The following is a 22,190-nucleotide window of genomic DNA, read 5'->3' as shown; positions in this document are numbered from 1 at the left end:
AAAGCGGCTTTTTTGTTGCTGACGAATTTATTCATCTTTCATTCATTTAGATTTGTTTAATATTGAGGATAAAAGAGAGGTGTAAATTATGAATAGAGTGATTTCGAGCGCATTGGCGCTGTTTATTGGCTTCTTTACCATCATTTTTGGCCTGGTCCTAGCAATTCCCTTAACCATCGCGGCTCTGATTACAGGTAAGAAGATCGAAAAAGCGATTAAGAAAAACGCATCAGCATTTAACAACCAGCCATCGAAAGGATCTGTGTTGGAGGGAGAGTATGAAGAAGTGTCAAAGTAAAAAGGAAAAGCTGGAATACATCATGCGAAAAAAAATCGCGCTGGCATTTTACTTTGCTGCAGCCGTCACCGCAGGTCTTGTGGGCTGTAGCACGCCTTCGAAGGATCCAGCTTACGACAAAGCTGACACTTTACCTGAATATCAGCAGAATAGCTTTCAGGAATACATCGCTGACACCAAAACTTGGCTGACGGAAAATCGCTTGTTTCTAACGGGAAATCAGCAGCAAGAGCTAGCACAAGTTTTACCACGAGAGTATGTCCCTTCTGAGCCAAACGGACAAGGTGTGCTTCTGGTACACGGTTTGGGCGACTCTCCATACTCTTTTACAGATATCGCCACACATCTAGCTGAGCAAGGTTACTTGGTGAGAACGGTCTTGCTGCCCGGTCATGGTAGTAAAGCTGGCGACCTGCTGCTACCTAGTTTAGAAGACTGGCAAGGAGTCGTTCATCATCATATTGGCCTTCTTAAGCAAGACACCGATTCTATTTGGGTTGGCGGTTACTCTACGGGCGCGAACCTTGTCACTTCTGAAGCATTGTCTGATGAAGACATCAATGGCGTATTATTGTTTTCACCCGCCTTTGAGCCAGGGTCAACGACAGTCAAGTTTGCCGAGCTCGCGAGCTACTTCATTACATGGGCCGATCAGGATCCAGAAGACAATCCTCTGCGCTACAACTCATTACCAATGAGTGCGGCAGCTGTTTACTACCAAACGTCAGCACAAGTAAGAGATAAACTCGCGACAGCCAATTACGACAAGCCCGTGTTTATGCTCATGAGCGAAGCGGATAGTGTCATCGACACTCAGTTCTCAATTGATACCTTTACGCAAAAAATGAAGAACCCAAACAGTCGTATTGTCTGGCAAGGGGAGCACGATCTCACGGAGCCACGTTCAACCCGATTCTCAATGAACCTGCCTGAACAGAGAATTTCTAACGGCTCTCATATGGGGCTGCTCTTTTCGCCAAATAACCCCAATTACGGCATCAATGGAACGAATATAATTTGCTCCAACGGTCAGGAAGAAACCGACGCAGCAAAATGCGCTCAAGGTGAACAAGTCTGGTATTCCGCTTGGGGTTACACCGAACCCGGTAAGATTCATGCTCGCCTGACGTATAACCCTTACTTTGACGAAAGCATGCAGATCATGGATTCCGTCATGTCATCTCGAATCTAACCACTCTTCATCATGCCCTGAATTATCAGGGCATGATGAGCACCACTCCATTTCTGGGGCTCCTGCGTTTTTTCGACTAAGCTGGAATTATTGATTGCAGTTTATTGAAGTGTTTGTTAATAAGTTTAACAAACACATAAAAACAAAGGATTGACAGATGAGTAATGGTCAACGCGATATAACACTAAGATTTCTAGCTGAACCCGGAGATGTCAACTTTGGTGGTAAAGTTCATGGCGGCGCCGTCATGAAATGGATCGATTTGGCAGCCTATGCCAACGCAGCGGCATGGAGTGGTAAGTACTGTATTACAGCATATGCAGGTGGTATCCGCTTTGTTGCTCCAATACACGTCGGTAATTTAGTTGAAGTCAGCGCCAAAGTCATTTACACAGGCAAAACCTCAATGCATATTGCCATTGATGTCCAAGCCAGTGATCCAAAAGAGCTGAAAAATCGCCTGACAACGCATTGTATTGTCATCATGGTCGCGGTAGACGGAGAAGGCAAACCCTCACCTGTCCCTGAGTGGATTCCAGAAACCAAAGACGATATTGAATTAAGAGATTCAGCGATTCGTTTAATGAACATGCGTAAACAAATCGGTGAAGAAATGGAAGCGCATGTAAAGTATCTGAAATAACATTCCTATCAAAAAAAGAGGCTTAAAGGCCTCTTTTTCGCTTTTTTATGTCAGATTAATATCATCGCAACACATCTGTCATTTTTCCTTCATCTTGGTTTGATTAAATCCGCAATCGATTAAGTAGAATGAAGGAACTGGCGTGAACCTTAGCCATACAACACTTAGCGAAACCACCTTAGCCAACCCAAAGGCTGTTGAATACCAATGGGTACGCACTATGTATGTTGAAGGCTACGCCGATTCGGAAATCAACCACTATATTCAAACCTGCTTTGGTGGTGACGATACCTTTGCTGACCTGTTCCGCCGAGTTGCGCTTTCGCAAGAAAGTATTTACGTGCTACTTCAGTATTTAGGATGTGCTCCATCCAACCGAGAGTTCTAAACTTCTTTTCACGACTCCCAACAAAAGTGTGCAAGTATATACTGCGTTGCACTCAGTTATGATTATTGACTCGCAATCGGTATAGCCCACTCTATATATTGTTCATTCCATCAATATACTGCTTGAGCAAAACAGACAAACTACAGATATAAAAAAACCCGATTAAACTCGGGTTTTGGTTACAAAAACTGCTAGTAGTGAAATAGTAAGGAATCTAAGCTAACAGCCAGCTATGCGTAACGCCAGTTTTGCCCTCTTCTTAACTGATCGGCGGCCAAACCAAAAGTGTTAAGTCGAGAAACAAAATGGGCGACCTCACGGTCGCCCTTATCGTTCTTATTAGCCTTTCACACCACCGGCGGTTAATCCTCCGACCAACCAGCGCTGCGCAAGTAAGAATACGATGGTAATTGGTAGTGCAGATAATACTGCTGCTGCCGCAAAATCACCCCATAGATAGTTTTGAGGGTAAAGATACTGCTGCATACCAACCGCTAATGTATATGAGTTTACATCAGAAAGTAGCAAAGATGCCACCGGAACTTCACCGACCACCATAATGAATGACAAGATAAACACTACCGCAAGAATTGGCACCGACAGAGGAAGTAGAACCAATCGGAACGCCTGCCAAGGTGTTGCTCCATCCAATGCTGCCGCTTCTTCTAGCGAATTATCTATCGTCTCGAAGTATCCCTTAATCGTCCACACATGAAGCGCGATACCGCCGAGGTAAGAGAAGATCAAACCGCCATGAGTATTCAGACCTAGGAATGGAATATACTGGCCTAGCTTGTCAAATAGAGCATAAATCGCCACCAATGCTAGTACAGCTGGGAACATCTGAAAGATCATCATCGCCTTAAGGATGGTATTCTTACCTTTGAACCTCATACGAGCAAACGCGTATGCCGAGGTTGTAGAAAGTGTCACGATAAGAATCGAGCTAATCCCAGCGACTTTTACCGAGTTCCACAACCATGTTAGAACAGGGAATGGCGGTGGAGTAACTGAACCATCCGCATTAGTTACGGAAAAGCCTAATGCCAGCTTCCAGTGCTCTAGAGATGGGTTTTCTGGAATAATGCTCCCCGTTGCGAAGTTACCTTCACGGAAGGAAATCGCGATGATCATCAACAGCGGGAAGATAATCAGTGCTAGGAACGCCCACATTGCGATGTGAGTAGCCCAAACACGGTATTTTAATGACTTGCCTTGTACCATTGCCATTGTTTTTCTCCTTAGTCCTGAGCTACTTTTGTTACGCGAAGGTTCAATAGCGCTAGCGCACCAACCAACAAGAAGATAAGCGTAGCGATTGCACTTGCCAGACCAAAGTCCTGACCACCAGCACCTTCAAATGCGATGCGGTATGTGTAGTTAACCAATAGGTCGGTGTAGCCCGCAGGCTCCGACGTACCAATCATGTTCGGACCACCTTGAGTCAGAAGCTGAATCAATACAAAGTTGTTGAAGTTAAACGCAAAGCTCGCAATTAGTAGTGGCGTCAGTGGTTTGATCATAAGTGGTAGCGTGATGCGACGGAAGTTGTCGATAAAGTTCGCTCCATCAATCGCCGATGCTTCATACAAATCTTCTGGAATCGCTTTAAGTAGGCCCATACACAGAATCATCATGTAAGGGAAGCCTAACCACGTGTTCACGATGATGATCATCAGTTTCGCCAAGAACGGGTCAGAGAACCACGTTGGGCTGATGCCAAACATCGCCTCCAAGACCATGTTCACTTCACCAAAGCTCTGGTTGAACAAACCTTTGAAGATAAGAATCGAGATAAAGGCAGGAACAGCGTAAGGCAGTATCAACAATACGCGATAAATCGCTCGCCCTTTCAGCTCTTCCCATTGAACAACACTTGCCAGAACCAAACCAATCAGAACAGTCAGAGCGACACTGACTGCCGAGAATACAATCGTCCAGATGAAGATACTAATAAAGGGTTCTTTGATGCCGTCATCTTTCCAGACACGCTCAAAGTTATCAGTACCAATCGTTACAATGAAACCTGGTGAGACGGTTGAGCCTACAAATTGGCCATTTTCATCAACTGGTTGGTAAAAGCCGACTTCATTGTTAGGGCGTAGGTTCTCTTGCGTTTCATTGTTGTAGAGCGTCTCCCCATCCGCTTGCAAAGTGTAAAGTGGGACAACTGCCGCAAACTTGCGCAAACCGCTCATACGAATGTCTTCACCTGACGGCAAGTGCAGGTCTACAGCGCCAAGAACAGATTTGTTCTTGATGATGGCTTTAATTTTCTCTTTTTCACCTTCAACTTGCTCGACAGGAGTCAACGACATATCACCTGATAACGTAGCGAGGTTGAATTCTTCTGTTGCGAATAGCTGATCACCTTTTTTCACAGAGATACGGTGGCCATTCTCTGTCTTGATAAGAGAGAACGGGTAGCTATCACCACTTTGATAAGTACGATCAAGCAAAACAGACTGAGCACGTTCAAAAGAAAGCTGGTTTTTCGCACTGTAGTTAGTGAAGGCAAGACCAACGGTGTACGCCAGCGGGAACAGGATGAATAAAATCATGCCTGCGATGCCCGGGTAAATGTAGCGATGTGCGTAAGTCTTTTTACTACCAAAGATATAAAGGGCAAGTGCGGTTACGATAAGGGTAAGAAGTGCGAACGCAATCTCACCACGTGAATACATTAGAATCGTCGCGTAGCCATTAAGAATACCGACTGAGCCAAGAAGCGCCCACTTTATGAATACATTTTTACTTGAAGGCAAGCTCGTTGTTGGTGATGTCATAGCATCTGTACCTTGAACTGACTGCATAAAAGAACCTGCTAGCGATAATAAAACAAAGAAATGAAGGAGGGGTTACCCCCTCCTTAAAAAGGTCGACAATTATTTTGTCATTTGTTTTTCTGCGTCAGCCAGTGCTGCATCTACAGACTGACGACCATCAACGATGTTGATGATGGCGTTCTTAGCACTGCCCCAGAACGCGTTCATTTGTGGGATGTTTGGCATGATTTCGCCATTCATCGCGTTGTCCATTGTCGCTGCAATACGCTTGTCTGCATCTAGCTCACGTTGGAAAGAGTTAAGCGCTACCGCACCTAGTGGCTTGTCATTGTTAACTTTACGTAGACCGTCGTTAGTCAGTAGGTAGTTTTCGATGAACTCAACCGCTAGATCTTTGTTTGGAGAAGCTGTACTGATACCCGCCGTTAGTACACCAACGAATGGCTTAGAAGACTGACCGTTAAACTTAGGTAGCGTCGTTACACCGTAGTTGATACCAGATTTCTCGATGTTGCCCCAAGCCCATGGGCCGTTGATGGTCATCGCTGTGTTGCCCTGGTTAAACGCAGACTCAGAAACAGAGTAATCCATATCAGAAGAGATCACGCCTTTGTCTACCAGACCTTTTACAAAGTTCATAGCGTCTTTTACGCCATCGTTCGCGATACCCGCGTCTTTGATGTCGTAGCCTTCTGCGCCGTATTTGAACGCGTAACCACCATCAGCCGCCATTAGTGGCCATGTGAAGTATGGTTCTTTCAGGTTCCACATGATGGCAGACTTGCCTTCTTTCTTCAGCTTAGTGTCGAGTGCTTCAACTTCTTCCCAACTCTTAGGTGGGTTTGGCACTAGGTCTTTGTTGTAGATAAGAGACAGAGATTCAACCGCAACTGGGTAACCGATGATTTTGCCGTTGTATTTAACCGCATCCCACGCGAAGTCTACGATGCCTTCTTTCACTTCTTTAGACGGTTTAATTTCACTTAGAAGACCTGCTTCAGCGTAACCACCAAAACGGTCGTGAGCCCAGAACACAATATCAGGACCATCACCGGTCGCTGCAGTTTGAGGGAACTTGTCTTGAAGTGCGTCTGGGTGAGCAACTGTTACTTTGATCCCCGTTTCTTCTTCAAACTGTTTTCCTACTTCAGCAAGTCCGTTGTAACCTTTATCGCCGTTGATCCAGATAGTTAATTGACCTTCTTCGATAGCAGCATTTGCACCAAATGAGCCAAGAGCAACTAGGGTACCTAGTGCCACTGTGCTTAGGGCGTTTTTCATGATCATATCCTTTTTATATTTGTGTTGTAGGGTTCCACCGTTCAGAGGTTTCACCGTATTTCGACATACATTTTTAGCTAAACTGTCAATTAGCTCATCCTCCTACTCCCTACGCCCTCGGTATTATGGCCTATTTTCGTGATCGTCATCCTTCGACGAAGGCGACAATAATCACAAAAATGACGCTTAACGTGATCGATTTCACTATCAAACCCCAGATTTCTTTGAACTCGATCTAACTCCGTGCGATCAGCCCTCCTCTCCCTACTCCCCGCCTACTACCCCTTTAAAAAAAATCATCAGGAGGATGCAGTAACAGTCCAAGAAAGCCAAACTACAGTCATCCAAGAGTGGATGGTAAGAACCCTTTCCAGTGTGTTTATGATTGCTTTGCAATCAAACTAAAGCTGGTTTGCAATGCCGTGGGGTTCGCTGTTATGAAGTAGATGTTCGTAGTGATTCTGGTGTCATTACCAGTTTGGATTCAACGGGGGAGACAGTTACTTTCATACGGGGGAAGCGAACTTTATTTTGGCTTTGACGGGTGATGCGATTGAATCCATCACCCTTATTTTCTTACACTTCAATTCACCTTACCGAATTCCTACACTTACTGCTCGCGCGATAATTCATATAATGATGGGCAGTAAAATAAAAATATTGATCGAGGGCGAGCTAGATGGCGAGTGTCACGTTAAAAAATGTATGTAAAGCTTATGGCGACGTTTTAATCTCAAAGAACGTTGATCTGGACATTCAAGAAGGCGAGTTTGTTGTCTTCGTCGGTCCATCAGGCTGTGGTAAATCAACTCTGCTACGTTGTATTGCTGGTCTAGAAGACATTACTTCAGGTGATCTTTACATTGGTGAAGAGCGCATGAATGAAGTTGAACCTTCTCAGCGCGGCGTAGGTATGGTATTCCAGTCTTACGCGTTATACCCACACCTGAACTTATACGACAACATGTCGTTTGGCCTCAAGCTGGCGAAAGCCGACAAAGGTGAAATCGACAAGCGCGTTGAACACGCAGCGGAAATTCTTCAACTTAGTCACCTGCTAGATCGTCAACCAAAAGCCCTTTCAGGTGGTCAGCGTCAGCGTGTAGCTATTGGTCGTACTCTGGTTTCTCAACCTAATGTTTTCCTTCTTGATGAACCACTATCAAACCTAGATGCAGCTTTACGTGTTCAGATGCGTTCTGAGATTACTAAGCTTCAGCGAAAACTAGGTTGTACCATGATTTATGTAACTCACGATCAGGTAGAAGCTATGACTATGGCTGATAAGATCGTGGTATTGGACGCAGGCTATGTTGCTCAGGTTGGTAAACCACTTGAGCTATACCATTACCCTCAAAACCGCTTTGTGGCTGGTTTCATCGGCTCACCTAAGATGAACTTCATGAGTGTCTTCATTGAAGCTGTAGAAGACGATCGAGTCATGGTTCAACTGGCTAACGGAACCACTTTCTGGATTCCGGTTGATGGCCGCACGGTAACACGTGGCGAGCGTATGTCACTGGGTGTTCGCCCAGAACACTTGCTTCCAGCTGATCAAGGTGACGCTGCCATTGAAGGTGAAGTCAACATCGTAGAGAAGTTGGGTAACGAAACTCAGGTGTACATGCACATTGATGCAGCTGACGCGGATATGATCTATCGCCAACCAGATACGCTAGCGGTAGAAGCTGGAGACAAACTGATGGTAGGCATTCCAGCACACCGTTGTCACTTGTTCCACAGTGATGGTAAAGCTTGTCGCCGCCTGTACAAAGAAGCAGGTGTTGATTTCGAAGCATAATCATCAACCGATTAAAACAACGCCCGGCTCAATGCCGGGCGTTTTCATTTCCGTTACCCCATACTATTTTGGCATTGGATAACTTTTGCTAACGAATTCCGTTTCAACGACTTGTTGCATGCGGTTAGTATAAGAAGCCAACGTATACATGACATTCGCTAGCAAATTAGCATATCGAAACAAAATAGGATCAGGCGATTTTTTACCCGCATGTTCGATCGCCACAAGAGCACGCACAACTTTCTTCGCTTGTGTCCTGCACAAATGCAACTCTGCTGAAATAGGATGCCCTCCGGGCAATACAAAGCCTTTAAAACCTCCGTCTAGCTTTTCACGCAGTGTATTGTAATCATGATAAAGCTCCTGCAGGTTATCCTCAAAAATTGCCAGTTTTCCGCGCACCGAACCATTCAAGTGATAAACATAAGGCTGGACTCGTTGCAGTACATCTCGGCTATAGTCATCCAGATCCATCGTCAGGACCAGACCAATCCTTGTACACAGCTCATCTGCCGCAATCTCAAAGTCACACACTGGGCTGTCTTCATAAATAAAGGGATAACAAATTTCCCCATGATCCTTGCTTACAGGTTTCACGCTTTTCCCTTTCAGATACAACAAAGGGAGCCAGTATAGCTCCCTTATCAGACAGTTTTCGACTTAATTGGACAGCTTAAGCGTTTTCTACCTGCTTATGACCTTCTTCAAGGTGGACAAAATCAACCAGATCATCACCTGATACCTGATAAGCCTGACCAAAACCTTTTACAAACAGACCTTTCTCCGCTTTCAGGTTGAAAAGAACAAAGTCTTGCAGTTGGCTCAGACCATCAATGATTTCACCGAAGCGTTCTTTCATCTGGGTCACAATTTGTTGCCATTGTTCAGACTCACGCTCAACGACACTGGCTACCGCATCAAATGTCAGACGCTTACGCGCAAACAGCTGCTTTGACGTATCTTCGTCTTCGATCATCATGATAGAAACATTTGGGTTAACCTGAAGGTTGCGAGCGTGGCGCGCAATTTCTGAGATCAGAACGAAATAACCTTCTTGGTTTTGAACAAATGGCGCGTAGCTCACGTTCGGTTGACCATCAGCATCAACGGTGGCTAGCTGAAGCGTGCGGCGCTCTTGGCGAAACTCTTTGATTTCCGGACCAAGACGACCTTGAAGACGCTCTTGTTTTACTTGTGGATCCATTTTGAACTCCTGACTTTTCAATACTTTTTATTTCTAATAATGTTGGCTTCCGGCATAATCTGCCATGCCGAAGCTCCTATTTATTTGCGTAGCTCTTGCTGCCACTGCTTGAATGTTTCTACCTGTTCAGCGATCAACTCACGCTTTTCGTTGCGTCCTAGATAGATTTTAAAAATGTTATTCCCTTGTTCACAGAAGAAACCAAAGTAGTGACTCTCACGTCCCATGAACGGTTTGCTAACTAACGCGATATTTTTCACGTTGTCTAACTTAAGGTGACCATGAAGCTCACCTTCTTTACCCATCAGGTTGTAGTAGCCTCTAGCAACCTTGCCTTTCGGGAATGGGGCCTTCACTTCAAAAATTGAACCGAACGAATGAACAATGGTTGTCACTGGGCCAAAACCGACCAGGTTTTCTAAGACAGACTGAGCCTGCTCTCCCGGAGCCAAAGCAATCATCTCTTCTGGTAGAGCCGCTACCGCTTCGAATTCAGACACCTCTAAACGCTCTGCAATTGCAGCGGGTAGAAGTGTCGGTTCTTGCTCGATCAGTTGAGCGACTTGTTGTTTTAGTGCTTCCATAATAATTCCACTTAGAGTGCCACTTTGTGTGACGCGGTTACTTCAGAATGTGTTTTTTGCAATACTTGAATGCAGGCTTGCGCCAGACTGACTGCCCAGAAGCTGCCAGCTAAAGTCAACGCTAGGTAATCCCCTTCAATACGGGCTAAGCCTTTGTTCTGCCATACTTCAAACAGCGGCATAAAGAAATCAAACGTATCTTCACCTGCTAACAAAGGTAGTTGATGACGGCTAACGACACCTTTGTCGAAACCAGATTTAATGGCAGCAAACAAAGGTTCCAGCGCATGTTGCTTGGTCATCATCGCGACGACTGACTCACCAGACTTCATCGCGTTCATGTAAGTTTCTAATGTACGGTGGTTCATTATTCCATAGCCACCAATGTTGCCACCAGCGCCACAACCGATAGGTAATACTTCAGCGTATGTCTTAGCGAGGCTGTTGTACTGGCTGCGCTCTCGATTGTCTCTTGCCCAGTGATTAACACTTAGCTGGCGCATGTAATGTTTGTCCATAAAAGCGACGCCAAGTTCATACATTGATGCTTTATCTGGTGTCGTTGCTGGTGGTGGCATCTTGCCTTTTTCAACCAAATTCAGCATCGGCGCGGTTCCACCGACCACAAGCTGATAGAGATCTAACCCGTGAGCGCCTGTCGACATGAAATCATTCAAGTCCTGCTCAAACACATCTAGCGTCTGATACGGAAGACCATATAGAAGGTCGAGAATGATTGGCGCCTCTTCGGTGGCAGAGAGCTGCGCGACACGCTCCAAGACGACTTCACGATCATCCAGACGTTTTGCGCTACGGCGGACTTTGGTATCAAAACTCTGAATACCAAAGGAGAAACGGTTAAAGCCGCCTTCCAGAGCTCTTTCAAACATTTCGTCGCTGAATCGATTGATTCGCCCTTCTAAGGTGATCTCACAATCTGTAGCCAGCGGGAAGTACTGACGAATGGCTTTACCCAGACGTTCCACTTGCTCAGCCGAGAGATCGGTCGGTGTTCCACCACCAATATAAACCGCATGGAAAACACCGGTCTGTGTCCAAGGCAAAGCGCTCTTCAGTTTGATTTCATTAATCAGTGCTTCGAAGTAGTCATCGACCAGTTTTCGGCTCGCAGCATTTTGGAAGAAATTGCAGAAAGTACATCGGACCCGGCAGAAAGGAATATGAATGTATAGGCAACGCTTTTTGTTACGTTGACCTTGTTGTTCATACAAGGTGTTGAGAAGTGGCACTTTTTGCTCAGGCATGATGGGAGATGCCATACCGCCCGCATGAGCAGAATGCTTTTTGGGGAACGCAAATCGCAACGGATCAGGCGTATCCTCTCCCAAAATAGATTCATCAAATTTATCAATATCTAACATCACATAACATCTCTTAACGCTTATTCCACAAGGGCTCGCGCTAAATCTTTCAAAACTGCGAACGATCATAAAATGACGCAAATGATAATGCAATTGATAATTGATCTTATTTCGATTGTAAGTAATAATCTCATTCCATGTTGTAAAAAATGATTCATTCGTGAGGCTGGTAGTGAACCTAAAAAGATATGCGATAGCAGGAGGTGTTTCCCTTGCTCTTCATACCGCAATTCTCTTTGTCGCTGATGAGCCAAAGCTTCATGCGATGCCTGCTGGTGCACAATCTTCCACGGTCTCTATCAATTTCAAAGCCGTACCCACTCCACAACCACCAGCAGAACCGGAGCCTGTCGCTGAACAACCCGTAGAAGCACCTGAGCCTCCTAAACCAGTTGAGCCGGCGAAAGTCGAACCGCCAGTGAAAAAGCCGGTGGTGAAAGAGAAGCCGGTAGTAAAGAAAGAGGCACCTAAACAACAAAAAAAGGTGGTTGAGAAAAAGACTGACAGACCCGTTAAAAAAACAACGCAAAAGAAACCACAAGATCAGCCTGTTGCTAAAAAAACTGTAGAGAAGCCAGAAAAGAAAAAAGAGGTTGTGGAACAAACGAAACCTCAACCTGCTGAGGTAAACCAAGGCGTTAGCCAAGAACCGGTACTGGTAAACAGACCTAGCTTCTTATCTAAACCGACTCGACCTGTCTATCCACGACTCGCACAGAAAAGAAAGCTTGAAGGCGTAGCTATGTATGAAGTCTGGCTGGATGAGAACGGTGATCAGGTCAGACAAATCTTAATTTCTTCTTCCGGAGCAACCATCTTGGATAACTCTGCTCTGAAAGCCATCAAAAAGTGGAAATTTTCCCCGCACATCGTTAACGGACAAAAAATGGCCCACCGCGTCAGATTACCCGTTCGCTTTAAATTGGATTAACAATGGAACAACTACATCAATTACAAGAACAGCTTGGCCTGATGACATGGCCACTGATCATTTGTTCAGCATTAACCGTTATGATCATCACCGAACGTTTGTTTCAAGTCATGATCAGTTTGGGCGTGGGTAAGCGCGCTATCCGCAATGAGCTCAACCAAATTTCCCCTTCCGACAAGCAGCAACTAGAAGCCCTAGCAGAGAAACTCTCTCCACGCCGCCCACTGCTATATAAAGGCGTAGCGATGCTGTTAGCCCACCATTCGTTTTCCAAAGTTTTGCGTGAAGATGCCGCGGGTATGTGGCTTCAAGAAAAGCGTCATCAACTCAATTCCGGTCTTCGTTTGCTGACTCTCATCGGTGTGATCAGCCCATTGATTGGTCTGCTCGGGACGGTACTTGGCCTTATTGAAATGTTCAAAGGTGTTGCCGCATCAACAGGCAATATCACGCCCAACGATCTCGCTGATGGTCTTGGTTTGGCAATGCGCACAACCGCTGCTGGCCTGCTGATCGCCCTACCTGCCATTGCTGGCGCTCAGTTGCTTGGCCTGTGGGCGGATAAAGTCATGGCGAAGCTAGAACACACACTCAACTACGTTAACTTGTGGTTGGAAGGCATCAGTCTCCAACACGTTTCACCTCAGGTATCAGCGAAAGCCCCAATACCAGTGACCGAGGCGTCATCATGATTAAAGTATCACAAGAGAAGAGTAACTTCGGTCTAACTCCTGATCTCACTCCTCTACTGGATATTATTTTTATCGTCATGGTGTTCCTGATGCTCACCGCAGCCGTCAAGCTCGATTCACTGGAAGTCGATCTTCCAACGACTGACTCACAAGCGGTCGCGGAAGTGGATACTAAGTCTATTACCGTCAATATTCTCGAAAATGAGCCCTACTGGGCAATCAATGGCAAAGAATACATTGATTGGGAAAACTTCAAACTTGCTCTGCTGGAAGAGCATAAATCAAACAATCATCCGATAGTGATTGGTGCAGAGAAAACCGCTGACGTGCAATACCTCGTCAAGCTACTCGCCTTCTTACAAGAAAACAGTATCCAGGCGACACAACTACTTACGGAAGAATTAAAACAATAGAGTCTATTATGCTTAAGAAAACATTGATCAAAGGAATTGCCGCCCTATCCCTTTCTGCAGTTGCTGCAACAGCAATGGCGAATGAACGTATCATTAGTGCGGGTAGTGCGGTGACAGAACTTATCCTCGCCTTAGAGCAGCAAAACCAGCTGGTTGCCGTAGATGTCACCAGCGAACTGCCACAAGATCTAAAGCTTCCAAAGATTGGTTACCATCGCCGTTTATCCTCTGAGGGCTTGATGGCACTCAACCCAACACGATTGATTGGTTCCGATGAAATGGGGCCAGAAACGAGCCTGAGCCAACTAAAAACAGCGGGTGTTGAAGTCGATATCGTCAATACCCTACCGACTCCTGAAGGCTTGCTGGAACGCATTGATGAAATCGCGGCGCTAACCGATAGCCAGAAGAACGCTGAAGCACTCAAAGCGGAAGTAAACCAGCAGATTTCGAGCCTTGAGAAAAACAAAGCTAAAACCAAAGAAGCCAAAAAAGTCCTGTTTCTGCTGATTCATGAAGGACGCCCGGCCAATGTAGCGGGAGCAAGCACAACGCCAAACGCGATCATCGAGCTGGCGGGAGGCATTAACCCAGCGGCAAGTAAGCTGGATTCATACAAGCCACTGTCTACCGAAGCCATGGTAGAAATGCAACCTGATGTCATCCTGGTTAGCGGTCGTAGCTATGAGAAGATGGGGGGCGCTGATGCCATTCTGGCTAAAATGCCACTATTGGCGGCCACACCTGCTGGTCAATCAAAGAACATTATTACTGTTGACGGTCATGCACTTGTCGGCGGCCTTGGTCTGAAGAGTCTTTCTGAAGCTGAGCGCCTAAGCCAGATCCTGACTACCGTAGAATAAACGCCCGTATTTATGTTGTTACGTCGTATTCCTCTATCCGCAATTTTAACGCTGTTCGGCTCCATACTGGCGCTGACAGCGTTAACCTCTGTGACCGTCGGTCCCATGAACATCAGTTTTATGGACAGCGTATACAGTCTGATTATTCGCTCTAACGATCTCGCGCCTCACATCAACATGGTCATTCACGAGATTCGCTTCCCTAGAACCGTGCTTTGCATGCTGGTTGGTGCCATATTGGCGATTTGCGGCACAGTGATGCAAGGGCTGTTTCGTAACCCACTCGCAGAGCCGGGCATCATTGGTGTTTCTGCCGGTGCTTCTTTGGGTGCCGCTTTCGCGATCGTGATGTTTGCAAAATTCAGTATTGATTATCCTCAATTAATGAACTTTGCCGCCGTACCTCTTTTCGCTTTCTTTGGTGGCGCTCTGACAACCGTCATGGTGTATAAGCTCGGGACCAGCAAAATGGGGACGTCAGTAACCATTATGCTCCTAGCAGGCGTAGCGATCAGTGCTTTGTCTGGCGCAGGTATCGGCTTTATGAGTTTTGTCGCCAATGATCAGATGCTTCGGGACTTATCGCTGTGGCAAATGGGCTCTCTGGCTGGTGCTAACTGGACCAGCATTACGCTTTGTGCCGTCACTCTATTGATACTGATGGTTATTTTTATGCGTAAAGCCATGCCTCTCAACGCCTTATTACTCGGTGAGGCGGAGGCCAGCCACCTTGGTATCCCCGTACAGAAGCTCAAACGCCAACTCATACTGCTTACTGCCATTGGTGTCGGCGTGACAGTCAGCGTATCTGGCATGATCGGTTTCATTGGTTTGGTTATTCCGCATTTAGGTCGGATGCTGTCTGGCCCTGACCACCGTACACTACTACCAATTTCTGCGTTGATGGGCGCATTGCTCCTCACCTTCGCTGATATGTTCTCTCGTGTTGCTTTTGCGCCCGCTGAACTCCCTGTAGGTATCGTCACCGCTATCATTGGCGCGCCATTCTTTATCTATCTGCTGTTCAAACAAAAAGGGAAGATCTTGTAATGGGAAAAGTTGTACTGTCCGGTGAAGGTATCTCAATGCGTTTTGGAAAACGCAAAGTTTTGGATGATGTGGATATCAAGATTAAAGCAGGAGAAGTGACTGCGTTACTTGGCCCCAATGGAGCAGGAAAGAGTACGTTGCTCAAATTGCTCTGTGGTGAAATCCCATCCAACAATAACATTCAGTATTTTGGTAAGCATCGAGAAGAGTGGCAAGCAGGCACACTAGCCAAACATCTTGGAATGCTGCCTCAACACAGCACCTTGAGCTTCCCGTTTCTGGCGCATGAGGTGGTTGAGCTAGGCGCCATTCCACTTAACCTGCCTAACAAAGAGACTCAAACGCTAGCAAAACAATACATGGAGATGACGGATGTTGGGCACCTTGCCGAGCGGCTCTACCCTTCTTTATCTGGTGGCGAAAAACAACGCCTGCACCTCGCACGCGTATTAGTGCAATTATCTCACTCAGGCGACGAGAAAATTTTGATGCTCGATGAGCCGACATCTGCACTGGATCTAGCCCATCAACACAATACGCTGAAAATTGCTCGCCAACTCGCAGACGAGCAGAACACCGCCGTAGTCGTGGTCTTGCATGACCTCAATTTGGCTGCTCAATATTCTGATCGCCTTGTGGTACTGCACGACGGAGGGCTGGTGTGTGACGCAACACCTTGGGAAGCTCTGACATCCGAAATGATTGAATCCGTCTACGGCTATAAGTCTTTGGTAGACAAACATCCATCACTGGATTTCCCCATGGTTTACCCAGCAGCATAAAAGTAAGGAGCGCATAAAGCGCTCCTTTTCATTGGTTGATTAAGCGGACGCTGGACACAGGGCTTGGCGTTGCTTTTTGTTTAACTTGTAAGAGAATAGAGATAGCAGCAGATAGGCTAGCACTATCGCGAACAAGCAGACATAAAAAGCACTGTAGTAACTGAAGAGCTCTCCAACAATGCCAACGGCTAAACTGGCGGCTAACATACTAACGTTGAGTAAATTTGAAAACAGCGTTGATGCAGTTCCCAACCTGTCACGCATCATGTCCTGTAGCGCAACCATTCCCAACGTAGCACAACTGCCAATGAAAATGCCATTGAAGATCTGGGCAGCAATCAGCATGGCTTTGTCTGTTGCGATCAACATGGTCACAAAGAACAAACAACCACTCACCAAACCGACCGACATAACACGTACGGTACCGAACCTAGCAGCCAGCTTTCCGGCGTAGAACATGACTGGGATCTCGCACAACGCTGCCACTCCAAACAGCACTCCAAGCCAGTTTGCTTCCACTTTTAACTCCTGAGACAAATAGAGCGGCATACTGACGATGTATAAGTTGTTTGCCGCAAAGGCGAACACCACAACAAAGGCATACAACACAATCAGAAAGTTTATTGAACTAGGAGCTGTCACTTTATCTTTTTCTTCGATATCAGGCTTTACAACACTATCTGGCAGGTAGCATGCAATAACGACAATCGCTGTACAGACAATAAAGGCAGACGCAGCAAAAGAAGCATTGAAACCAAACTGTGCTTTAAGGATAAACGCCAACGGAGGGCCAAATACCCAAGCAATCGCAATCCCTGCCCGCATTATCGACAAAAAGCTGGTGCTATCTTCAAACCGACTGTCGCCATACTCTCTGCCTAGCGCAAACAATTGACCAAAAGAAGCACCACTGACACTGCCAAACAGCGTCACAACCACTATCGCCAACCAAAATTCGCGAATAAAGATAAAGCTCACCACGGTCACCAAATAGCAGCTCAACGACACAATCAGTATTCGCTTTCTTTGCCACCCCTGATCGGAGTAGCGGGCTATGACCTGCGAGACAATCACTGAGCTAACAACCGCTGTCACCATGTAAGCAGACAGCATCATTGGAGAAGCCCCTAAAGCTTCCACTATAAACAGGCTCGAAAGCGGGTAAAAAAAGGCACCACAAAGCCCAGAAATGAAGGCTGTGATAATAAAAAGTATCGCGGTTCTGTCTTTATGCATATTCTGCTCTTTATGCTATCTGGAGATAGAGATTCACTTTAGAAAACCGCTTAATTTTAAATAGTATCGTACGGCTAAATTAATAGTATTCGACCTACATCTGATACTTTTCCACCAATAGATGTATTTTCATTGACAGTTTTCGCGCAGTTTCATTAGCCTAGTAAGGTGTCAGGGGAGAACTTCGAATTGAAACCGTTTATAGAAAACATCAGCAATCACCCTAGCTTTAACTGGTTGGTCAAACACTATTGTTGCGATGTTATCAAGCAAGAGTATGCCTGTGCCTGGCACTACCATTCTGAATATGAACTGGTGCTCTACCTAGATCCGCACGACGCCTTTGAAGGTAATTACTTTGCGGGTGATGCAGTGGGTAAGATCGATCACAACACACTGCTGTTATACGGGCCTGGATTACCGCACATGCTGAGTGGTCGTTTATCACGAGAGGAACAAGGCACACATCACACCGTTGTCATCTGGTTTAAACACCAATGGCTAGAGAAACTGCAAGACCTGATTCCAGAAGCCCATCACTTTAAACGCATATTGGCAGAAGCCGCCTACGGAGTCAGGTTTAGTAAGGAAACCGCCCAGAGAGTCAACGTCATTACTCGAGACTTAGAGCAACAATCCCTGCCAATACAGGCCGTCAGAGTCATGGAGATTGTTTTGCTCCTAGTGGAAGATCAAACTCGGCAAACCTTATCAGCGACTCCCTACCATTTACACCGCTTTGAAGATGATAAAGAGTCCTATCAAAGAATTCAGCAAGCTAGGTTCTATATAGAGGAGCACTACGCCCGCCCTATTAAGGTTTCCGATCTTTGCCAACTTCTTCATATGAGTGAGAGCTCTTTGTATCGCATGTATGAAAAGCATTTTGGGGTGAGTTTTTCCGAACATTTGAAGCAGTATCGAATAGGCAAAGCGTGTGAGTTGCTCGCAAGTTCTGCAAAGCCAATCGCGCTAATTGCCGAACTGACAGGTTTTCAGAATCTTTCTAACTTCAATCGCCAGTTTAAAACCATGAAAGGCATAACGCCTTCAGCATTTCGTAAGCAATTTCTGTAATACTGCCCAACTTAGGCCGTCACCTTAATCAATACGGCTCACTGACATTGACACAACAACACTACACACACTCAAAATGTTATGTTATAACATTTTGATAATTTCATAGATAACACCTGCTATGCTTTCAAAACGCTCTCTACTAGCACTCATCGCTGTCACTTGTTTTTCCATCGCTGCATTCATTCAAGTTGAAACAACCAAAGAAACACCCTCACCTGAAGTTAAAATCCCCATAGTCCCCTACCAATCTCTTCCCGATGCGGTGACTCCAAAGTTTCAACCGATGAAAGTCCACTACATCGTGAAAGTAGGTGACACATTAAGTTCAATTTTCTCAGCTTGGCATCTGCCTTATCAGACGCTACAACACATTCTAGAAGCCGATCTGGTTTCACTTAAGCTGGATACGATCAAACCCGGCGATCATTTAGAGTTCGTTATTGATAATGAAACACGCAAACTCAACGCACTGATCTTCCATGAGAGTTTGGTAGAGCAAGCAATTTACGAAAAAGACGACAGTGGGCAATTTAGCTATCGTTTTGATGAACAGCCCGGTAGCTGGCGTTCAAAGCTCTACTCTGGTGAGGTCAATGGCAGCTTCTCTGTGGCGGCGCATCGCCTAGGATTAAGCACAACGCAAATCGCAAACATCACACGAGTGTTAAGGGACAAGGTAAATTTCGCTCGTGATCTGCGCGCGGGTGATTCGTTCAACATTCTAATTAAAGAACAGTACCTCGATGATCATAAAACTGGGAATGCCGAAATTGAGGGGATTTCCTTGTCGATGCGAAGTCACGAAATAGCCGCTTTTCTCGCTGACGATGGACGCTTTTATGACAGAGAAGGTAATAGCTTAGAACAAGCCTTTGATCGATACCCGATAACCAAAGCCTATCGCCGTATCACTTCGCCTTTTAACCCTAAAAGGAGGCACCCGGTCACAGGCAGAATTTCACCTCATAACGGCACCGATTTCGCAACGCCGGTCGGCACTCCTATCTACTCTACGGGAGATGGAAAAGTGATTGCTGTACGAAACCACCCTTACGCAGGCAAATATCTGGTTATCGAGCATAACAGCGTATACAAAACCCGTTACCTACATCTCAGCCGTTTTCTGGTTAAAAAAGGACAACACGTGAAGAGAGGACAGAAGATCGCCCTCTCCGGAGCAACAGGTCGTCTGACGGGGCCACACCTTCACTTTGAAGTACTGGTGAGAAACCGTGCCGTTGACCCAATGAAAGCCAATCTACCGTTAGCCACTTCTATTCCCAAAAGCATGTCAGCGGCATTCACAGATCGAGTTGCCAACTTTGACGCAAGTGTTGCCGCGCGGCAAAAGAGCCCAGAGAAAAATGCATAAAAAAGCGGAAGGATAAAGGGCTAGTCTCACCCTATGAATTCAGATGAGCTAAGTTCAGACTAATAGACCAGATACGAAAAAACCGCTGTATAAACAGCGGTTTTTTATCGAAAGTGGCGGAGAGATAGGGATTTGAACCCTAGATACGCTATTAACGTATGCCGGTTTTCAAGACCGGTGCTTTCAACCACTCAGCCATCTCTCCGTTGCGGGACGTATACTAGGTATTGGCATGAGTTTTGTAAAGGATTAATTTGCAGTTATCTGTTTAAGTGACGACAAACTAACCATCTGGTTTTTTGGACAAAGACGACAAAAAGAAGGCAAGTTTACTGTGTAAATACTCTAAACTGCATTTTCTAATAAAATAATGTTTTATTAGAAAACCTTTGATTTATATAAGAAATAGTGCTTTGAGATAACACATGTACGCCCGAAAGTCATTGCACATAATTGTGAAGTATTTCAAAATTAACGAGTTGACCTTTATCAATATAAGATTTCTGAGGTTTATATGAAAGTCGCAGACCTATTTAAACATCGTGGTGATAAGCAGCACTCAGAGCTCATGCAATGGGTTTCTCCTGCTGTACGTGAATATTGGGGTGAGTTTTTACACAAGACAAACAACCGCCACCTGTTTACTCGCCTCAGAGATCTGCAACGTCCAGCAGTCAACGATGAAGTGCAGGCACCTGCCGTGTCACCTAAAGCTGAGCCAAAGCCTATTGAGTTGAAGCCAGAAGCACAAAAACTGTTTGACGAACTGCAAGACAAACTTGGTGAAGTTATTCATACAGGTGACTGGCTCGACATGTCTCAGGAGCGCATTAACCAGTTTGGTCAGGTGACGGAAGATATGCAGTGGATCCACACCGATCCTGAGCGTGCTGAAAGCGAGTCTCCATTCAAAACGACCATCGCGCATGGCTTTTTGACTCTGGCAATGCTGCCAAAATTAACTGACAGTGTAGACCCAGACCACTCATTATTCCCAACTGCAAAGATGGTGGTGAATATTGGTCTTAATCAGGTTCGTTTCCCGTATCCAGTTAAAGCCAATAGCCGAGTTCGTGCGGTAAGCCGACTATCGAAAATCACGCCAATTCGCAAAGGCTTAGAAATAGAGCGCGAGATTAAAGTCGAGATCGAAGGGGTTCGTCGCCCTGGCGCCGTGGTGGTATCCGTAATTCAATTGCACTTTTAAAGACTGGCAGTTTAAAAAAGGAGAGCCGAAGCTCTCCTTTTTTGTATCTATTACTTACTGATTGGTGTGTAGCCGTACTCGCTAATCAGTGCTTTGGCTTCTTTACCTTTCAAGTATTGGATAAACGACTGGGCATCTTTACCTAAGTTTGCTTTTTTGTATAACACAAGAAACGGACGGGAAAGCTCATACTTGCGGTTAGCAATCGTCTGGCTGCTCGCTTCAACGCCTTCAAATTGAATCGCCTTGATTGAGCTATCAACAGAACCAGTCGAAATGAATCCAATTGCCTGCTTATTGTGGTTCACAATGGTCTTCACCATGCTGTTGCTATTGACCACTAAGTTGTCTGGGTTGATATCAGAGACCTGACGGCCGTTGACGATCTTAGTCAAACCCAGCAGGCTCTCAAAGCTGTAACGTGAGCCTGAAGACGCTTCACGCGTTACCACGGCAATTTTCTGATCGGCACCACCAACCTCTTTCCAGTTTGTGATTTTGCCTTTATAGATATCAAACAACTGCTCACGACTTACGTTCTGAACCGGGTTCGACTTGTTCACGACAACCGCCAAACCATCAAACGCCAATGGAGTCACCGTAAGCGTTTCATCCTGCTCGCTCTCAGTTAGGTACCTTGAACTCATGCCGATGTCAGCCACGCCCTTTTTAAGCAAAGTGATACCTGCTGAAGAGCCGATGCCTTGAACAGCAATATAAGTATCAGGGTGAGTGGTGTTGAAATCTTCTGCCAAAACGTCCATGACGCGTGCCACGGACGTTGAACCAGACACATTGACTTCACTCGCTAGCGCAGGAAAAGTGAGTAAGGAAGAGGACAATATTGCCGCCAGCGCAACACGAATCATAATAATCTCCAATCTGATGCGGATAAGTTAACTGGCGCTATCATATTTCGATTAGATGACATTTTTGTGAAAACCTATGCAGACTCTTCATATTCTTGTACATACTATGAATAGGTTAGCGAAAATAATGGAGCCG

Annotated in this window: 23 protein-coding genes and 1 tRNA gene; 14 read left to right on the top strand and 10 right to left on the bottom strand. The window is 45.7% G+C overall.

Translation table 11 applies throughout. From position 1 onward, the window contains the following. Positions 1–88 precede the first annotated feature (88 nt). From QMA41_RS12765 to QMA41_RS12750, 4 genes are all read left to right on the top strand, one after another. Positions 89–298, top strand: coding sequence for a hypothetical protein (locus tag QMA41_RS12765; protein WP_082314678.1), 210 nt, complete (start codon positions 89–91; stop codon positions 296–298). Positions 299–320: 22 nt separating this feature from the next. Then, positions 321–1,490, top strand: coding sequence for an alpha/beta fold hydrolase (locus tag QMA41_RS12760; protein WP_281629844.1), 1,170 nt, complete (start codon positions 321–323; stop codon positions 1,488–1,490). A gap of 157 nt (positions 1,491–1,647) precedes the next feature. Then, a complete protein-coding gene (locus QMA41_RS12755; protein ID WP_006960649.1) occupies positions 1,648–2,133 on the top strand; it encodes an acyl-CoA thioesterase in 486 nt (161 codons plus the stop codon). Between the two features lie 142 nt (positions 2,134–2,275). Further along, complete coding sequence (locus tag QMA41_RS12750) at positions 2,276–2,521, top strand: hypothetical protein (protein ID WP_006960648.1); 246 nt, start codon at positions 2,276–2,278, stop codon at positions 2,519–2,521. A gap of 339 nt (positions 2,522–2,860) precedes the next feature. Here the strand turns inward: QMA41_RS12750 and malG are convergent, their stop codons facing one another. From malG to malE, 3 genes are all read right to left on the bottom strand, one after another. After that, the gene (malG, locus tag QMA41_RS12745) at positions 2,861–3,751 is read right to left on the bottom strand and encodes a maltose ABC transporter permease MalG (RefSeq protein WP_006960645.1); all 891 of its coding nucleotides are present in this window, start codon (positions 3,749–3,751) and stop codon (positions 2,861–2,863) included. Between the two features lie 11 nt (positions 3,752–3,762). After that, positions 3,763–5,334, bottom strand: a complete 1,572-nt coding sequence (gene malF / locus QMA41_RS12740) for a maltose ABC transporter permease MalF (protein ID WP_082314680.1) — start codon at positions 5,332–5,334, stop codon at positions 3,763–3,765. 72 nt (positions 5,335–5,406) lie between these two features. Continuing rightward, on the bottom strand, positions 5,407–6,588 hold the full coding sequence (gene malE, locus QMA41_RS12735; protein WP_006960642.1) for a maltose/maltodextrin ABC transporter substrate-binding protein MalE: 1,182 nt from the start codon (positions 6,586–6,588) through the stop codon (positions 5,407–5,409). A 679-nt stretch (positions 6,589–7,267) separates the two neighbouring features. Between malE and malK the strand changes: the two genes are divergently transcribed. Beyond that, on the top strand, positions 7,268–8,389 hold the full coding sequence (gene malK / locus QMA41_RS12730) for a maltose/maltodextrin ABC transporter ATP-binding protein MalK (RefSeq protein ID WP_006960640.1): 1,122 nt from the start codon (positions 7,268–7,270) through the stop codon (positions 8,387–8,389). 63 nt (positions 8,390–8,452) lie between these two features. On the opposite strand, the gene QMA41_RS12725 is transcribed toward malK, so the two are convergent. The 4 genes from QMA41_RS12725 to hutW all read right to left on the bottom strand — a co-directional run bounded on the left by QMA41_RS12725 (position 8,453) and on the right by hutW (position 11,562). Continuing rightward, entirely contained in the window at positions 8,453–8,986 is a 534-nt protein-coding gene (locus tag QMA41_RS12725; protein ID WP_021455402.1) for an ATP:cob(I)alamin adenosyltransferase, read from the bottom strand. 76 nt (positions 8,987–9,062) lie between these two features. Then, positions 9,063–9,593: a heme utilization protein HutZ gene (hutZ, locus tag QMA41_RS12720; protein WP_281629843.1), complete on the bottom strand. Its 531-nt coding sequence runs from the start codon at positions 9,591–9,593 to the stop codon at positions 9,063–9,065. An 80-nt stretch (positions 9,594–9,673) separates the two neighbouring features. After that, a complete protein-coding gene (gene hutX / locus QMA41_RS12715) occupies positions 9,674–10,177 on the bottom strand; it encodes a heme utilization cystosolic carrier protein HutX (RefSeq protein WP_019277742.1) in 504 nt (167 codons plus the stop codon). 11 nt (positions 10,178–10,188) lie between these two features. Continuing rightward, positions 10,189–11,562, bottom strand: coding sequence for a heme anaerobic degradation radical SAM methyltransferase ChuW/HutW (gene hutW / locus QMA41_RS12710; RefSeq protein WP_281629842.1), 1,374 nt, complete (start codon positions 11,560–11,562; stop codon positions 10,189–10,191). A gap of 163 nt (positions 11,563–11,725) precedes the next feature. Here hutW and QMA41_RS12705 point away from each other — a divergent pair, with 163 nt between their 5' ends. Genes QMA41_RS12705 through QMA41_RS12680 form a run of 6 tightly spaced genes read left to right on the top strand, consistent with a single transcriptional unit; the run spans position 11,726 to position 16,290 of the window. Then, complete coding sequence (locus QMA41_RS12705) at positions 11,726–12,490, top strand: energy transducer TonB (RefSeq protein WP_171346471.1); 765 nt, start codon at positions 11,726–11,728, stop codon at positions 12,488–12,490. A gap of 2 nt (positions 12,491–12,492) precedes the next feature. Further along, positions 12,493–13,182, top strand: a complete 690-nt coding sequence (locus QMA41_RS12700; RefSeq protein WP_281629841.1) for a MotA/TolQ/ExbB proton channel family protein — start codon at positions 12,493–12,495, stop codon at positions 13,180–13,182. Beyond that, the gene (locus QMA41_RS12695; protein ID WP_038158278.1) at positions 13,179–13,595 is read left to right on the top strand and encodes a biopolymer transporter ExbD; all 417 of its coding nucleotides are present in this window, start codon (positions 13,179–13,181) and stop codon (positions 13,593–13,595) included. Before QMA41_RS12700 ends, QMA41_RS12695 begins: the two co-directional genes overlap by 4 nt. A gap of 8 nt (positions 13,596–13,603) precedes the next feature. Then, a complete protein-coding gene (locus tag QMA41_RS12690) occupies positions 13,604–14,458 on the top strand; it encodes a hemin ABC transporter substrate-binding protein (RefSeq protein ID WP_064486100.1) in 855 nt (284 codons plus the stop codon). 12 nt (positions 14,459–14,470) lie between these two features. Then, positions 14,471–15,508: an iron ABC transporter permease gene (locus QMA41_RS12685; RefSeq protein ID WP_281629840.1), complete on the top strand. Its 1,038-nt coding sequence runs from the start codon at positions 14,471–14,473 to the stop codon at positions 15,506–15,508. After that, positions 15,508–16,290, top strand: coding sequence for a heme ABC transporter ATP-binding protein (locus QMA41_RS12680; RefSeq protein WP_038158284.1), 783 nt, complete (start codon positions 15,508–15,510; stop codon positions 16,288–16,290). Before QMA41_RS12685 ends, QMA41_RS12680 begins: the two co-directional genes overlap by 1 nt. Before the next feature lie 39 nt (positions 16,291–16,329). Here the strand turns inward: QMA41_RS12680 and QMA41_RS12675 are convergent, their stop codons facing one another. Further along, positions 16,330–17,526 carry a sugar efflux transporter gene (locus QMA41_RS12675; protein ID WP_281629839.1) on the bottom strand — a complete coding sequence of 399 codons (1,197 nt, stop codon included), beginning with the start codon at positions 17,524–17,526 and terminating at the stop codon, positions 16,330–16,332. Between the two features lie 189 nt (positions 17,527–17,715). Between QMA41_RS12675 and QMA41_RS12670 the strand changes: the two genes are divergently transcribed. Continuing rightward, entirely contained in the window at positions 17,716–18,603 is an 888-nt protein-coding gene (locus QMA41_RS12670; protein WP_006960624.1) for an AraC family transcriptional regulator, read from the top strand. A 121-nt stretch (positions 18,604–18,724) separates the two neighbouring features. Beyond that, a complete protein-coding gene (locus tag QMA41_RS12665; protein WP_281629838.1) occupies positions 18,725–19,978 on the top strand; it encodes a peptidoglycan DD-metalloendopeptidase family protein in 1,254 nt (417 codons plus the stop codon). Positions 19,979–20,092: 114 nt separating this feature from the next. Here QMA41_RS12665 and QMA41_RS12660 read toward each other — a convergent pair. Then, a tRNA-Ser gene (locus QMA41_RS12660) sits at positions 20,093–20,183 on the bottom strand. 309 nt (positions 20,184–20,492) lie between these two features. Here QMA41_RS12660 and QMA41_RS12655 point away from each other — a divergent pair. Continuing rightward, positions 20,493–21,185 carry a MaoC family dehydratase gene (locus tag QMA41_RS12655; RefSeq protein WP_095664255.1) on the top strand — a complete coding sequence of 231 codons (693 nt, stop codon included), beginning with the start codon at positions 20,493–20,495 and terminating at the stop codon, positions 21,183–21,185. A gap of 50 nt (positions 21,186–21,235) precedes the next feature. Here QMA41_RS12655 and QMA41_RS12650 read toward each other — a convergent pair whose 3' ends face one another. Then, the gene (locus tag QMA41_RS12650; protein ID WP_021455391.1) at positions 21,236–22,054 is read right to left on the bottom strand and encodes a phosphate ABC transporter substrate-binding protein; all 819 of its coding nucleotides are present in this window, start codon (positions 22,052–22,054) and stop codon (positions 21,236–21,238) included. Between the last annotated feature and the right edge of the window lie 136 nt (positions 22,055–22,190).

Origin of the sequence: Vibrio sp. St2 (genome assembly GCF_947311885.1) — a bacterium.
Lineage (GTDB): Bacteria > Pseudomonadota > Gammaproteobacteria > Enterobacterales > Vibrionaceae > Vibrio > Vibrio coralliilyticus.
Note: the sequence above shows the minus strand (reverse complement) of the source record. Positions and strands in the feature narration are given on the sequence as shown.